Genomic DNA, 14,000 nt, shown 5'->3' with positions numbered 1-14,000 from the left:
GAAGCTCGTGCGGCAGCCCGTATGCGAGTCGACCGGGGTAGGGCGCCGACGATATCGGCTCGACAGGACCACCTCGCGCCCCGGCGGCGTTCCCGTCCGCCGACGCACCGCCGCGCCGGTGCCCGACGAGCCTGCGAGGAGGGTGCCGTTGCGTGGCGTGCGCGGCGGCGGCGCGGAGCGCCGCCGGGGCGCTCTTGATCCTGTATGGCGAAATTCGGCAATCACTCACGGTAGGTGTGGCGAACGTTCTGCGGCGCTTGATGTCTCGGCGTGGCTGTGACGTAGGCTGTGTGAACCTCCTGCCGAGGGGCGATGGACGTTGGTCCAGACATCGCGCCCAGGGAGGAGGTGGTGGGAATGGCGAAACATCGCCGGAGAAAGAGCAAGGCCCCGGTCGACTACGGCATCGTCTTGACGGTTGCTGCCGTGATCGCCGGGGCGCTCGTTGCGGTCCGCCGAGTGCGGGCTAGGTAATTCCCACCGGTGGGGGCGGCGTTGGCCCGTCGCTCTCACCCTCTCGGCATCACATACGTGATAGATACAGGGTAACAGTTGGACTGTATCCGAGGTTGGCAGAGTTCTAGGCGACTAGCGAGCTGATCGCCTTGGCTGCGGAGCTGGCGGACGTGACGGTGGTGTCTATCGTCAAGTCGGTCGTCGTAAGGTTCGGAGTTTCGTCCCAGGCTCGGAGGCGTGCATCTGTGTCGCCGGTTGCTCGCGCGGCTATGCGGGCACTGGCGGTTTCGCGATCGGTTCGAAGTTCGACTACCAGCCAGCGAACATCAGGTGTCGCGGCCTGTACGGCCTGAATGACTCCTGGCTGCCCGGCATGGACGATCGGAATGTGTCCACGCTCAAATAGGTGAAGCATGCCGGGTCGGTCAATTGCGTACCGTGCGTTGTAGCGGGTGTTGGACCAGATCAACTCGCCTGAGTTCAATAGCTGATCGAACTGTTTGGGGCTGACGATGCGGTAGCCGGTCGTGCGACCAGGCCCGTCCTTCACGCGCTCGAAGAGGTGAAAGCGAGGATCTTGGCGAGTTAGCTCGGCGGTTACCGTGTCTTTGCCGCTCGCCGGAGCGCCGTAGAGGACGATTCCAACTCTCATCGGCCGATCGGTTCGCGTCGGAAGCTCCCTATGAGCTGCTGGGCCTGAGTTCGGAGTGGGGGACTGTCGGGGTCGTTGTCGATGACTGCGTGAGGCAGCGAGGGGCGAAGCTCGACATCGATGCTCGCGCTGTAGTCGTCCCAGTTCGCAAGTTTCGCCGCGTCGCGTGCGGCTCCTCGTCGGCGCAGGTACATCAACATGGTCTCAAGCGACGTGCGTACCCATACGAACGTTGCATCGGCGTTCCTCGTCTCGGCGTTGGCTACGGCGTTTTCCATCCAAGAGAGGTCTGCGAATTCACGCAGGTATGGGGCGGTGGCAATGGCAGAGTTGCCCACCTCGAGGTTGTCCCGCACGACTGCGGCAAGGGCGTCGTATTCGCGTGGACGAATGCGGGTCAGGTAGATATCCGACTCGCGGTCGTTGATGGTCGATCCCAGGTCCTCAAGGGCGGGTTCGATGATTGGTCGCGCAATGGTGTCTTTGTCCAGCAATGCCCAGCCGGTCTCGCGCGCGAGGGTTCTGGCGAACTCGCTCTTGCCGCTACCGGGGTAGCCGCCGACGTACACCACGCGAGGACGGACGGGGCGCACCACGGGTGACAAGGCCAGGCTGACCGAGGTGGGTGTGGTGACGATCCGGCCGGAACGGTCCTGGCTCGTGACGTAGCCGTCTGTAGCCAACTGCTCCATGGCCTTCGTGATCGTAAGCTGGCTGGCCTGCCACTCATCCGCTAGTGCCCGCGTAGTCGGCAATCGCTGTCCGTCGCGCAAACGTCCTGCCTCGATGTCGTTCCTGATCGCCTGCGCAATGCGCATGTGCGCAGGCACGGGGCGTGAGTGTTCCGACTCCGACATCGGTCGATCTCCTCTGGTAGCAGTTGCGTTCCCGAGAGTAGCAGGGAGGACAGACCTGCTGACCTGGGAGTTCCACGCTATGGTAACGAATTCATAACGGAGCGATAGAAGTAGTTGCTTTCGCACGAAAGCACTTGCTACCGTTAGGTATCAGGAAATCACCTGACTCTCCCCGAACAAAGGTTGTGAAATCAGATGGCTTTGAAAGACATGTGGATTCCGACGGATTTTCGTGCCGTGTTTCCGAAGGGCGTGCTCCTGATGGGTGACATTCAGCCGCAGACGGAGTTCAGCGAGAACCGTGACGCGCCGAAGCGTCAGGCGGTCGATTTCGACCGTGAGGGTCGCGGGACCGGTAAGCGCCTGTGGAAGGCGACGATCATGGACCGGTCGGGCGGGAAGGCGGCTCAGGCGGGTTTCGACATCACCTTCGTCGCTGATCAGATGCCGGTGCCGTCGGAGCCGGAGGTGTTGGAGGGTCTGCGTCCGATCGAGTTGGAGGGCTTGCTGCTCAAGCCTCGTGTGACGGGAAACGGTCAGTTCAAGTCGATCGGATTCATGATCCGGGCGACGGGGATCAAGGGTGACAACTCCGGCGCGAAGTCGGCTCCGGCCGGTAAGGCGGCGTGATCATGTCGCACTTCAGCAACACGACCACCGGCATCGACGGGGTCTCGGTGGGATACCGGCCCGCGGTCGAGGGTGAGTTCGGGACGGTCCCGGCGTCGGTGGTCGTGCGTTTGACCGGCACGGACGCCTACTTGTCGTTGAGCATCGCGGATGCCCGGTTGCTGTTCGGTCAGTTGCCGACGGTGTTCGCCGAGCACAACGAGGCACAGGCGGCCTCGTCGGATAGGGCGGCGTGATCATGGCGGCGGATCAGCGGTTGTCGGGGGCGGGTATGCGTTGGGCGCGCTGGTCCGCCGCTGTCATCATCGTGGCGGTCGGGGTGGCGGCGTTCCGGCTGTCCTTCACCACTCTGGCCGATCTGGCCGTGTTGGCGCGGGTCCCGGCGCGTGATGCGTGGCTGTTCCCGCTGATCGTGGACGGAACGATCCTGTTGGCGACGTTCGGTGTCCTGGTCTCGCCGGGGCGTTCGGAGCGTCGGTTCTTCCTGGCGGTGTTGGTGATCGGCGCGGCGGTGAGCGTGGCGGGCAATTCCCTGCACGCGGTCGCCTCGGGTCACCCGTTGCCGGGGTGGGCGGCGGCGATCGTCGCGGCGGTGGCTCCGATTTCACTGCTGGCGGACACCCACGGGTTGGCGCTGCTGTTCCGGGCTGCGCAACGCTCGGTGGTGGTGCCGGTGTCGGTTGCGGGCGAGCCTGCCTCGACCGATCCCGTCCCGGTTCCTCCCGCCGAATCCGCTCCCGCGCCTGTCCCGGTTCGTCGTGCGAAGCCTGTCCGTAAGCCGTCGTCGTCTCGGCGTGATCCGGCGGTGGTGGCTCGCGCTGTCGAACTGCGCGCCGCCGGGAAGTCGTTCGCCGAGATCGCTCGTGAACTCGGGGTGTCGGCCGCGACGGCGGCGAAGTACGCGAAGTCCGCTGACACGAAATCTGCTGTCGCTGAGCCGGTTCCGGCTCCCGAACCCACCCCTGTTCCCGTGTCCGAGCCCGCGCCGTTGCGGGTGGCCGCTGCGCCGGTCCCGGTGCCGGTGGTTCCTGTTCGTCCCTCGCGACCGACGCAGCCGATGTTGCCGATCGCTATCCCTGCTGGGAGTCACTGACATGTACTCGCTTCCCTCGATGCTGACCGCGATGCCCGACATCGCTATCGGGCAGGTTGTCTACCGTCCGCACGCCCTGGCCGAGGACCCGGCTTCGCCGCCCCGCGTCGTCGCCGAACTCGGCGGGCTCGGCTCGGCGCTCTCACTCACGATCGCTGATGCCCGCACCCTGCTCGCCGGATTGGCCGATGCCGTGGCCGAACACGACCGCCGCGCCGCTGTGAAGGCGGTGGCGTGATGCGTACTCCCGCGCTGCTGACGGCGGTGTGCGCGTCGGTGACCGTGATCGCCGGTGCCGGGGTGCTGGCCACCCCGCCCGCCCGCGAACCGGTCCGCCCAACCACGACCACGACCACGACCGTGACCGAAACCCCCGCCCCGGTGGACACCACCACACCCGCCGCAACCACGTCGCCGGTGGTGTCGGGGTGCGTGATGTTCTGCCGGGCCACCGAATTCGATGGGAGCGCGCGATGAGTATCGCCGAAACCGTCATGTTGGCCAGCGGTCTGGCCACGGGTGCCTCGGGCCTGTGGTGGCTGCGCGCAATCGCCTCCGAGGGCGTCTCGCAGTCGGCGCGGTCCGCCGAGGTCGCCGAGGCCGTGGAGCTGGCTCCGCTGGATCTGCGGTTGGCGGTGGCGGTGCTGGCCGATCCCCAGCGCCGCGCCCACCTGCTCAAGGCGCTGAAGCTCGGGTCGCTGGATGCCGGGTTCCCGCCGGTGGAGGACTGGGAGTACACCGCCCACGGCCTGCGGGTCGACCTGCTGATGCTGGCCGGTCAGTCCTCCGACGACTGGGCCAGCGAAACCGTCTGCGACAAACTGTCCAAGGCCCTCGCGGTGCCGGAGGTGTCGGTGTCGTTCCCGCACCCCGGCGCGGTTCGCCTGGATCTGCGGACCTTCGACACCCTGGCGGCTGCGGTCCCGCTCCCGCCGGTCGATGCGAATTCCTCGGTCGATCTGGAGGCGGTGCCGGTCGGGGTGACCGAGGATCACGACCTGTGGCGGCTGCGGGTGCTCTACGGCCACATCCTGCTCGCCGGGGCCACCGGCGCCGGTAAAGGCAGCGTGTTGTGGTCGGTGCTGGCCGGTCTCGGACCCGCCATCCGTGACGGGTTGGTGCGGGTGGTGATGTGCGATCCGAAGGGCGGCGCGGAGTTCGGCCGCGGTGAGGACCGGTTGTTCGCCGAGTTCGCCACCGACGTACCCGACATCCTGAAGTTGCTGGCCGGGGCGGAAGCCACGCTGCGGGAACGGTTGGCGCTCATGCGCTCGGAAGGTGTCCGCAAGCACATCCCGACTGTGGACGCGCCCCTGGTGGTCATCGTCATCGATGAGGCTGCGGCACTGTCGGCCTACGCCTCACGCGAGGAGCAGGCCGAGTTCAAACGCGTCATGGGCGTGCTGCTCTCCCAGGGGCGCGCGGCGGCGGTGTCGGTGATCGCCGCGTTGCAGGACCCCAGCAAGGAGACCATGCCCGTCCGGCAACTGTTCCCGGTCCGCATCGGGCTCCGCCTGGATGAACCCTCACAGGTCGCCATGGTCCACGGCCAAGGCGCTCGGGCACGGGGTGCCCGCTGCGACAAGATCGACGCGACCACACAAGGTGTCGGCTACGTCGGGCACGACGGCTCGACCGAGTTCGTCCGCGTCCGGGCGTTCTGGGTGTCCGACGACACCGCCGACGCCATCGTCGACACCTACACCCCCACCCCGGTGCTCGCCGCGCCCGTCCCCGACGCCACTCCCGCCCCCGTCGAGGAATCCGAACCGCTCGGCGTGCACGACGAGTTCGCCGCCGACGGCATCCCCGGTGACGGACAGGGCTCGGTGGCGGCGTGAAGCGGGGATTCGTGGCCGAAATCCACGTCGTCGTCTACTGCGATTCCTGCGGCGACACCTACAGCGAACACGAGTCCGAAGGCATCTGCTTCGACTCCATCCCCCAGGCCGTGAGCTACCTCGACGCCCGCTCCGTCGCGGTCGGCTGGTTCTACGACGGCGACCGCGTCCTGTGCGACGCCTGCCGCGCCATCGAACGCGACGAACACGACAACGACCCGACCGGAGGAACCGAGAAGTGAAGCACACCAACAACACCCGCAAGTCCGGCCCCGGTGGTGCCGGTTACGTCGACAACGTGATCGACCTCGCCTCCCGTCGCCGGGGACACCTCGAACGGCGCGGTGCCGACCCGCTGGCGGTCGCGGTCGCCCTGGTCGCGGAGACCGGTCACCTGCCGGTCTGGGATCTCGACACCACCGACGACGACGGAGGGTGGGCGGCATGAACACACCGGTCCGCGTCTCCTGGCGACCGAGTCACCTGCCTGACTTCGGACGTGTCACCGTCTCGGCCGATCGGGGCCGTGTCCGCGATACCGGCGAAGTCTTCGCCAGCCACTACACCGGCCCCGACGGCACGGACATGGTCCAGGTGACCGTCCATAAGGAACAGGGATTCGCCGCCGTTGTCCACCTGGACATGACACTGGCGGACGCGACCGCCATCCTCGGCGTGCTGCGGGGCGCGATCACCGATGCGTTCGCCCGGTCCGGCCGCTCTCCGGTCCCGTCCGCGCCGGTCCGCACGGACCTCGCCGGTCCCGACAGGTGGACAGCATGAGCAACCCGAAAACGGCTGCCTCGCAACCGAACCCGGTCGTCGCCAAGGCTGCGGCCGGTGTCCGGAAGCGTCGCCGGACCACCGCACCGAACGGGCTCCCGGCCAAGCTCTACGCCCCCACCGAAGGCCAGATGGCCTTGTTCGATCCCCCGAGCGAGGACACCGAATGAACTCCACCGACGATGCGTCGGTGCCGGTCCGGCAGACAGCGGCCCAACGCCGTAGCCTGCCGGATTTCCGGTCCGTAGCCGCTGATCTGGCCGACGAACACACCGTGTGCCGTCGCCCGGTGCCGATGCGCACCGAGGACCCCAAGACCCTGACCGTCTCCTACGTCGGCTCGCCCTGCAAATCCACGGTGGCCTCGGTCTGCCCGTCCTGCGCCGCGAAAGCCCGCTACCTGCGGATGACCCAATGCCGGGAGGGCTGGCACCTCGACCGAGAACCGGTCAACACTCCCGACACCGCCACCGACGTGCAAAAGGATCTCCTTCGGGCGCGCTCGGACCTGTTCGTCCAGTACCGCGAAGCCACCGCCACCGGGGACACCGAACTCGCCGAAGCGGTCCGCGACATCGCGACGAGTCTGGATGTGGAGTTGCGCGAGACCGGGTTCCGGGGACGGCTGCCCGCCTTCGACGCCACCCCCGCCGACCGTCGCCAGCGCTCGACCCGTCGCCGCCAGGACGCGCCGGACCTGCCGCGTAAGAAGGTCGCCAAGACCACGGTCGGCAAGGAGATCGGCGGTTACCGATCCTCGATGATGGTCACCCTCACCATGCCCTCCTACGGCCCGATGAACCAGGACGGCGCGACCGACGCCGACGGCAAACCCTGTGGCGACGGTTCCCCGCGCAGGCCCGACGAGTACGACTACACCCGCGCCGCGCGCGACATCGTGCACTTCTCCAAACTGGTCGACCGCTGGATACAGAACCTGCGCCGCGTCGTCGGCTACGACGTGCAGTACTTCGCCACGGTCGAACCCCAGCGTCGGGGTGCGCCGCACCTTCACCTGTTGCTGCGCTCGGCCATCTCGCGGGAGATTCTGCGCCTGGTGACGGCGGCGACCTACCACCAGGTGTGGTGGCCGCATCATGACCGAGAGGTCTACAGCGGCGACCGGATGCCGGTCTGGGACCACGCGGCGGGCGGGTTCACCGACCCGGACTCCGGGGCTCTGCTGCTGACCTGGGATCAGGCCCTCGATGTCATGGACTCCGTGGACGAGTTGGAACCGGCCTACGTGGTGCGCTTCGGCGAACGCATGGACCCGGGCCACATGAAGGGCTACATCCCCGGCCCGAAAGCGGACCGGGCCATCGGCTACGTCACCAAGTACCTGACCAAGTCGGTCTCGGAAGTCCTCGACACCGACTCCACCCGCACCGCGATCCACTACGACCGGTTGCACGAGGAGTTGTGCCGGACCCCGTGCTCGCCGCGCTGCGGGGTGTGGCTGCGCTACGGCATCACCCCGAAGGGTGCCACGGGCAAGACGGTGCCTGGTCGTTGCAAGTCCAAGGCGCACCGCCGGGACACGCTCGGGCTTCCCGGTCGTCGGGTGCTGGTCTCGCGCCGCTGGTCCAACAAGACCCTCCCGGACCACAAGGCCGATCGCGCCGAGTTCGTTCGGCAACTGCTGCGCGCGGTCGGGATCGTGAAGCCGGACCGCTCGCACGTGATCGTGACTCCGGTCGAGAACGGCGACAAGAACGTCCCGCCCCGGGATCACCTGATCATGTCCGCGATCGCCCAACGCATCGCCTGGCGCGCCGAGTACGAACGCGCCCTGCTGGCGGCGGGGCCACCCGATCCCGATCCGTCGAACCGTTCGGCAACTCAGCCGGTAGCAGCCTAGGAGGTGAAGCGATGAACCTGCCCGACGATCGGATGTGGACGGCCGACGAGGCGGCCTACTACCTCGGTGTGCCGGTCAAGACCCTCTACCAGTGGAAGTGGCAGGGCGACGGTCCGCCGGTCCGCAAGATCGGTCGTCACCTGCGCTACAACCCGTCCAAGCTGCGGGCCTGGGCCGATATGGATGAGGCTGCCTGATGGGCCACGTGGAAGACCGATGGTGGCGACCCACCGTGGACGAGGACGGCAACACCATCGTCAACAGCCGTGGCAAACCGGTGATGGAGAAAACCGAACTGTTCGGCAAGGGCCTGCGCTACCGTGCCCGCTACATCGACCCCGACGGCGCGGAGCGCTCCAAGTCGTTCCCGGATCGGGAGAAGAAGCGCGCCGACGACTTCCTGATCGAGGTCGAATCCGACAAGCGCGAAGGCAAGTACATCGACCCCCGCGCGTCGCGGAAGACCTTTCGGCAGATCGCGGAGAGTTGGTATCGCGGTCAGTCGTCTGATCCGGCGACGCGGGAGACGCTGCGCAGCCGGTTGGACTCGCGGGTGTATCCGGTCTTCGGCGACCTGTCGGTGGGCAGTATCAAGCCTTCGACGGTTCGTGACTGGTTGGGGTGTCTCGATGAGCGCAAGTACGCCGATAACTACAAGGCCGTCCTGTTCGACATCGTTGTCGGGGTGATGGATGCGGCGGTGGATGAAAGGCTGATCCGTGAGAACCCGTGTCGGGCGAAGACGGTTCGGCGGCCGGTTCGAAGGAGCCCTCAGATCGCGGTGTGGGGTGATGAACGTGTTGCGGGGGCACGCCGGGGGGTGTCGGCGGTCGATGAGCGCTACTCGGTGGTGGTGCCGCTGGGGGTGGGCTTGGGCTTGCGCCAAGGCGAGATTCTCGGTCTGTCGTCCGAGGACATCGATCGTGAGGCTATGACGGTGCATGTCCGCCGACAGGTGAAGTACGTCAGGGGCACGCTGATGTTTGCCCTTCCGAAAAGAGAGAAGACGCGCTTCGTGCCCCTTTCACGTGCGCTCCTGGCGGTGATCGACGCTCACGTTGCGGCGTTCCCCTCTGTACCGGTGACTCTGCCGTGGGCATCGGCGGACGGCAAGGCCACGACCGTTTCTCCGCTGGTCGTGACTCCGACTGGGGCGGCGATAAGCGGTGACCTGTTCAACAAGATCGTTTGGCAACCGGCGTTCGGCAAAGCGGGCCTCGTCTACATGAAGCGGGCGGACGGGATGCACGCGCTTCGCCACCTCTACGCCTCGAAGCTGCTTGCGCGTGGCGTCTCGGTGAAGGAACTCGCTGAATACCTCGGACACGCGGATGCCGGATTCACCCTCCGCGTCTACACCCACCTGCTTCCGTCCAGCCATGAGCGCGCTCGACAGGCCGTGGACGAGACGGCCTCGATCTGGGAGCTTCCTTCCGGCGACGGCCTGGAGGCGGCCTGAATGGTGCAGGATGGGGCGAGGGTGGGCGTGGACAGTGGAAAGCCCGCGCGGGGCGCTAGATTGACCCGCGCGGGCTTTCCGTTGTCTGCCAAGCTATTTCAGCTGCGCGCTGGTGAGTCCGAGGACGCGCCGGGCGACGATCAGCTGTTGGATCTGCTGGGTGCCCTCGAAGATGTCGAGGATCTTCGAGTCGCGGCCCCACTTCTCCAGCAGCAGGTGCTGGGAGTAGCCGAGGGTGCCCGCGAGTTCGACGGCCTTGAGGGAGACGTCGGTGCCGGTGCGGCCCGCTTTGGCCTTGGACATGGAAGCCTCGAGGGAGTTGGGCTTCTTGTTGTCGGCCATCCAGCCCGCGCGCAGGGCCAGCAGGTAGGCCGATTCGTAATCGGCTTCCATGCGCAGGAATTCGGCGGCGGCGGCGTGCTGGTTGTTGGGCGGGGTGTCGTAGGAGATCTCGACGCCCGCCTCGGTGAGGATGGTGCGCAGTTCCTCGAGGGCAGCGCGAGTGACGCCGATGGCCATCGCGGCGACGAGGGGACGGGTGTTGTCGAAGGTCTGCATGACCCCCGCGAAACCCTTCTCCACGTTGACTTCCGGGCTGCCGAGGATGTTGTCGGCGGGGATCCGGCAGTCCTGCAGCAGCAGCACGGCGGTGTCGGAGGCTTTGATGCCGAGCTTGTGCTCGAGGCGGGCCACCGACAGGCCGGGTGCGTCGCGCGGCACGACGAAGGATTTGATGGCGGCGCGGCCCAGGCTCTTGTCGACGGTGGCCCACACGACGATGTGGGTGGCGCGCTGACCGGCGGTGACGAAGATCTTCTCGCCGTTGAGGACCCAGTCGTCACCGTCGCGCACGGCGGTGGTGGTGACGGCGGCGGAGTCGGAACCGAAGGAGGGTTCGGTGATGGCCATGGCGGCCCACACCTTGCCGAAGCGTTCGAGTTGGTCGTCGGTGGCGACGGCGGCGATGGCGGCGTTGCCGAGGCCCTGGTAGGGGATCGACAGCATCAGGCCGACGTCGCCCCAGGAGGTCTCGAGGGCGTTGAGCAGCGCGGACATGTTGCCGCCGTTGGTGTTTCCGAGCAGTTCGGTGGCGTGTTCGTCGGAGCGGCCGCCGGAGGCTCCGCCGATCTTCTGGGTGCCGGAGTCGTTGAGCCCTTCGACCATGGCGGCCATGGTGTCGAGTTCGACGGGGTACTCGTGTTCGGCGAGATCGTATTTGCGCGAGACGGGGCGGAAGATCTCCTTGGCGACCTGGTGTGCCTGGTTCGCGCTGGCCCGCAGCTTCTTGGGGAGTTCGAGGTTGATCATGGGTGTGGTCTCCTGGAAATGAGGAACGGGCCGGTCAGATGAGCACGACACCTTCGGCGACGCCGATGGCCCGCAGGTCGCGGTACCAGCGCTCGACCGGGTGTTCCTTGGTGAAGCCGTGTCCGCCGAGCAACTGCACGCCGTCCAGGCCGATCTGCATGCCCTTGTCGGTGGCGAGTTTGCGGGCCAGCGTGGCCTCGCGGGCGAAGGACAGGCCCTGTTCGGCCCGGGAGGCGCCGCGCAGGGTGACCAGGCGCAGTCCGTCGAGTTCGATGGCGATGTTGGCGACCATGAACGCGACCGCCTGCCGGTGCGAGACGGGCTCGCCGAACGCTTCGCGCTCGTTGACGTAGGGGATCACGTAGTCCAGGACGGCCTTGCCGGTGCCCGCGGCGAGGGAGGCCCAGCCGAGGCGGGCGAGTCGGACGGCGTCGGCGTAGTGCTCGGCGCGGGTGGCGGCGTCCTCGTCGCCGAGGATGGCGTCCGCGCCGACGGCGACGTCGTCGAGCAGCAGTCGACCGAGTCCGGCGGCGCGCAGACCCATGCTCGGGTCGGCTTCCACGACCAGGCCGGGTGCGTCGGATTCGACGATGAACAGGGCGGGGCGTCCGTCGAGTTCGGCGGCGATGACGAACAGTTCGGCGTCGGCGGCGGCGGGCACGAGGCTCTTGACGCCGTTGAGACGGAAGCCGCTGGGGGAGCGGGTGGCCTTGGTGCGCAACGCGAACGGGTCGAACAGGGCGCGCGGTTCGGCGATGACGACCGAGGACTGCGGGACGTTCTCGCCGGTGTAGGCGGGCAGGTAGGTCTTCTGCTGGGCGTCGGTGCCCCACTGTGACAGTGCGACGGCGACACCGCTGGGCGCGAGGATCGGCAGCGCGAGGCCCATGTCGCCGTGGGCGAGGGCTTCGGCGACCATCGAGTTGGTGACCGCGCCGCGTTCACTGGCGGCGCCTTCGAGTTCCTCGGGCACGTTGATGAGGGTGATGCCGAGTTCGGCGGCGCGCTCGAGCAGGTCGCGCGGCGCTTTGGCGGAGCCGTCGGCCTCGTAGGCGGCGGGGCGCAGGATCTCGGCGGCGAAGTCGCGCACGGTCTCGACGATCATCTGCTGTTCGTCGGACGGGGTGAGGTCGAAGAGGTCCTTGTTCTTGGACTCGTTGTCGGCCAGGCGCTTGGGCCGGCCGCCGCCGGAGACCTTGGCGAAGGCGCGGGTGGCCGCGCCGAGGGTGCGGAATCCGGTCTTGGTGCCTTCGTAGGTGGCGCGTTCGATCGGCTTGCGCAGATTGTATTTCTCGGCCAGTTCCGAGCCGGTGATGGTGGTCATGACCCGCATCGCGGTGCCCATCCAGTCCCGCTTGGTCTGGTTGAGGCCGACAGCGCTCTCGTTGCTGCGGCCGTTGCTTCGACGTCGCGTCGCTGCGCTGTCTCGAGTGCTCATCATCACCTGTTTTCTCGGGTGGTCGGTCCGGGCCCGCGCCCAGCTATCTTACTACTCGGTAAGTCTATCTTACTCCAGAGTAAGAACTGCGTCGAGCGCCTTCTGGAGGATTGTCATCCGGATCCTGGACGCTCGTTCGGTACACATCTGGAACGGCCGGTGAACTGGCGGTTCTTCCGCCGTCGGGATCATCGGACACAGTGAAACGAATCCGCTTCAGATTGGCGGTATTTCCGTTACCGTGGCGGCACCCAGTTGCCCCCGAAACGGAGGTCTTCCCTTGAAGCGCATCGTTCTGCTCGCCGCCGCCGCGGCCTCGATCGGCTTGGCCGCCCCGGCCGCCGCCGAACCCGGCCTGCCCCTGCAACCCGCCGACTTCGATCCGGGCGGCCCGGTCGTCGACTTCGGTTCCAGCCTGCCGATCCTCGACTTCGGGTCGGGCGAGGCGGGCACCGGCATCGACCTCGGCTCCGGCGTGTTCGAACTCGGCACCGGTTCGGCCTCCGGATCGGGATCGGGGTCCGCCTCGGGTTCGGGCACCGGATCGGCGCGGCCGCCGGGCATCTCCAGCGGTCAGTGAGCGGGCGGCGGCCGCCTGCGGATGAAGGACGGCGGCCGCCGCGGACTCCCCGATCACCGACCGCGCGGCTGTTATCTTGTCCCGCATGGCATATCCGACCAGGCATCGCGGGCTGCGCGCGGCGGTCACGGCGGCGGCGCTCGCGATGGGACTGCTGCTCGTCCCCGCGGCACACGCCGAACCCTCCTGCGGACGAGGATGGACCGTGGAGACGGTCCTCGAAGGCGTCGGCCGCCTGGAGAATCTCGACAGCGACGGACGCGGCGGCTTCTACCTGACCGGCATCGGTGACGGCTACCTCGCCCACCTCGACGCCGCGGGTCGCTTCGAGAAGCTGGTCACCGGCTTGGACCAACCCGCGGGCGTGCGGGTCGTCGGGTCCTCGGTCTATTTCCTCACCGGCGACGGCCCCTTCGCCGCGCCGGGCACGCTCCAGCGCTACGACATCGACACGGGCGCGGTCACCGTCCTGCTGACCGGCCTCAACGGTCCCAACGGCTTGCTGCTGCTGCCCGACGGCGACCTGCTGTTCAGTTCCCTCGGCGTGGTCAACGGTCCGCTGACCGGCATCTCGCGCTACCGACCGGCCACGGGCGAACACACGCCGAACTGGGCACCGCTGCCGCTGAGCAACGGTGTGGCGCTGGCCCCCGACGGCGTCTCGATCTTCGCGGGCAACCTGTCGAGCCAGGTGTTCCGCATTCCGCTGGCCGCGCCGAGCACTTCGACGGTCGTCTCCGGCGTCCCGCGCCTGCCGATCATCCCCGACGACATGGAGGCGACCAGGTCGGGCACCCTGTTCGTCGCCGACCACGTCGACGGCGCGATCTTCGCGATCGACACCGCCACCGGAAACGGGTGCTCGATCGTCGGCGGACTGCTCCCGCCCGGCCCGCGCACCCCACCCGACGGCACGACCTCGGTGCGCATCGCCCGCGACGGCGACGAGTGGGCGCTCTACGTCACCGCGATGGACGGCCACTTGCGCCGCCTGCGTCCGCCGGCGGGTCTCGACCTGACCCCCGCCGACCCGCGTCGCTGA

The 14,000-nt window shown here is 67.6% G+C and carries 19 protein-coding genes; 15 read left to right on the top strand and 4 right to left on the bottom strand.

From position 1 onward, the window contains the following. Positions 1-580 precede the first annotated feature (580 nt). Positions 581-1,108 (bottom strand): kinase, encoded by a 528-nt coding sequence (locus ON30_RS37630; RefSeq protein ID WP_083911543.1) that lies wholly within the window; start codon positions 1,106-1,108, stop codon positions 581-583. Then, positions 1,105-1,965: an AAA family ATPase gene (locus tag ON30_RS20520; protein ID WP_040709124.1), complete on the bottom strand. Its 861-nt coding sequence runs from the start codon at positions 1,963-1,965 to the stop codon at positions 1,105-1,107. The genes ON30_RS37630 and ON30_RS20520 overlap by 4 nt, the downstream gene beginning before the upstream one ends. Before the next feature lie 195 nt (positions 1,966-2,160). Here ON30_RS20520 and ON30_RS20515 point away from each other — a divergent pair, with 195 nt between their 5' ends. Genes ON30_RS20515 through ON30_RS20460 form a run of 13 tightly spaced genes read left to right on the top strand, consistent with a single transcriptional unit; the run spans position 2,161 to position 9,632 of the window. Then, positions 2,161-2,595, top strand: a complete 435-nt coding sequence (locus ON30_RS20515; RefSeq protein ID WP_040709122.1) for a hypothetical protein — start codon at positions 2,161-2,163, stop codon at positions 2,593-2,595. Between the two features lie 2 nt (positions 2,596-2,597). Then, positions 2,598-2,831 carry a hypothetical protein gene (locus ON30_RS20510; RefSeq protein WP_157183791.1) on the top strand — a complete coding sequence of 78 codons (234 nt, stop codon included), beginning with the start codon at positions 2,598-2,600 and terminating at the stop codon, positions 2,829-2,831. Between the two features lie 2 nt (positions 2,832-2,833). Beyond that, a complete protein-coding gene (locus ON30_RS36255) occupies positions 2,834-3,688 on the top strand; it encodes a DUF2637 domain-containing protein (RefSeq protein ID WP_051029604.1) in 855 nt (284 codons plus the stop codon). Between the two features lies 1 nt (position 3,689). Beyond that, positions 3,690-3,926, top strand: a complete 237-nt coding sequence (locus tag ON30_RS20500) for a hypothetical protein (protein WP_040709118.1) — start codon at positions 3,690-3,692, stop codon at positions 3,924-3,926. Further along, positions 3,923-4,165 (top strand): hypothetical protein, encoded by a 243-nt coding sequence (locus tag ON30_RS20495; RefSeq protein ID WP_040709116.1) that lies wholly within the window; start codon positions 3,923-3,925, stop codon positions 4,163-4,165. Before ON30_RS20500 ends, ON30_RS20495 begins: the two co-directional genes overlap by 4 nt. Further along, entirely contained in the window at positions 4,162-5,529 is a 1,368-nt protein-coding gene (locus ON30_RS20490; protein WP_051029602.1) for an FtsK/SpoIIIE domain-containing protein, read from the top strand. Before ON30_RS20495 ends, ON30_RS20490 begins: the two co-directional genes overlap by 4 nt. Beyond that, complete coding sequence (locus tag ON30_RS20485) at positions 5,526-5,771, top strand: hypothetical protein (RefSeq protein WP_040709114.1); 246 nt, start codon at positions 5,526-5,528, stop codon at positions 5,769-5,771. Before ON30_RS20490 ends, ON30_RS20485 begins: the two co-directional genes overlap by 4 nt. Then, positions 5,768-5,977, top strand: a complete 210-nt coding sequence (locus tag ON30_RS20480) for a hypothetical protein (protein WP_040709112.1) — start codon at positions 5,768-5,770, stop codon at positions 5,975-5,977. The genes ON30_RS20485 and ON30_RS20480 overlap by 4 nt, the downstream gene beginning before the upstream one ends. Continuing rightward, positions 5,974-6,312 (top strand): hypothetical protein, encoded by a 339-nt coding sequence (locus ON30_RS20475; RefSeq protein WP_157183789.1) that lies wholly within the window; start codon positions 5,974-5,976, stop codon positions 6,310-6,312. The genes ON30_RS20480 and ON30_RS20475 overlap by 4 nt, the downstream gene beginning before the upstream one ends. Further along, positions 6,309-6,482, top strand: a complete 174-nt coding sequence (locus tag ON30_RS39285) for a hypothetical protein (protein ID WP_157183788.1) — start codon at positions 6,309-6,311, stop codon at positions 6,480-6,482. Before ON30_RS20475 ends, ON30_RS39285 begins: the two co-directional genes overlap by 4 nt. After that, positions 6,479-8,173: a replication initiator gene (locus ON30_RS20470; RefSeq protein WP_051029598.1), complete on the top strand. Its 1,695-nt coding sequence runs from the start codon at positions 6,479-6,481 to the stop codon at positions 8,171-8,173. Before ON30_RS39285 ends, ON30_RS20470 begins: the two co-directional genes overlap by 4 nt. Before the next feature lie 11 nt (positions 8,174-8,184). After that, complete coding sequence (locus tag ON30_RS20465) at positions 8,185-8,370, top strand: helix-turn-helix transcriptional regulator (RefSeq protein WP_040709107.1); 186 nt, start codon at positions 8,185-8,187, stop codon at positions 8,368-8,370. Between the two features lie 35 nt (positions 8,371-8,405). Beyond that, positions 8,406-9,632, top strand: a complete 1,227-nt coding sequence (locus ON30_RS20460) for a tyrosine-type recombinase/integrase (RefSeq protein ID WP_245554136.1) — start codon at positions 8,406-8,408, stop codon at positions 9,630-9,632. 93 nt (positions 9,633-9,725) lie between these two features. On the opposite strand, the gene ON30_RS20455 is transcribed toward ON30_RS20460, so the two are convergent. Both ON30_RS20455 and ON30_RS20450 read right to left on the bottom strand, forming a co-directional pair. After that, complete coding sequence (locus ON30_RS20455; RefSeq protein WP_040709103.1) at positions 9,726-10,940, bottom strand: acyl-CoA dehydrogenase family protein; 1,215 nt, start codon at positions 10,938-10,940, stop codon at positions 9,726-9,728. A 34-nt stretch (positions 10,941-10,974) separates the two neighbouring features. Then, entirely contained in the window at positions 10,975-12,384 is a 1,410-nt protein-coding gene (locus ON30_RS20450; protein ID WP_174387535.1) for an acyl-CoA dehydrogenase family protein, read from the bottom strand. 274 nt (positions 12,385-12,658) lie between these two features. Here ON30_RS20450 and ON30_RS40405 point away from each other — a divergent pair, with 274 nt between their 5' ends. Both ON30_RS40405 and ON30_RS20440 read left to right on the top strand, forming a co-directional pair. Further along, entirely contained in the window at positions 12,659-12,958 is a 300-nt protein-coding gene (locus ON30_RS40405; protein ID WP_040709101.1) for a hypothetical protein, read from the top strand. A gap of 85 nt (positions 12,959-13,043) precedes the next feature. After that, the gene (locus tag ON30_RS20440; RefSeq protein WP_040709099.1) at positions 13,044-14,000 is read left to right on the top strand and encodes an NHL repeat-containing protein; all 957 of its coding nucleotides are present in this window, start codon (positions 13,044-13,046) and stop codon (positions 13,998-14,000) included.

The sequence above is a fragment of the Nocardia takedensis NBRC 100417 genome (assembly GCF_000308695.1).
Taxonomy (GTDB): Bacteria; Actinomycetota; Actinomycetes; order Mycobacteriales; family Mycobacteriaceae; genus Nocardia; species Nocardia takedensis.
The sequence above is the reverse complement of the archived record's forward strand: the minus strand, read 5'-3'. Positions and strand labels throughout refer to the sequence as shown.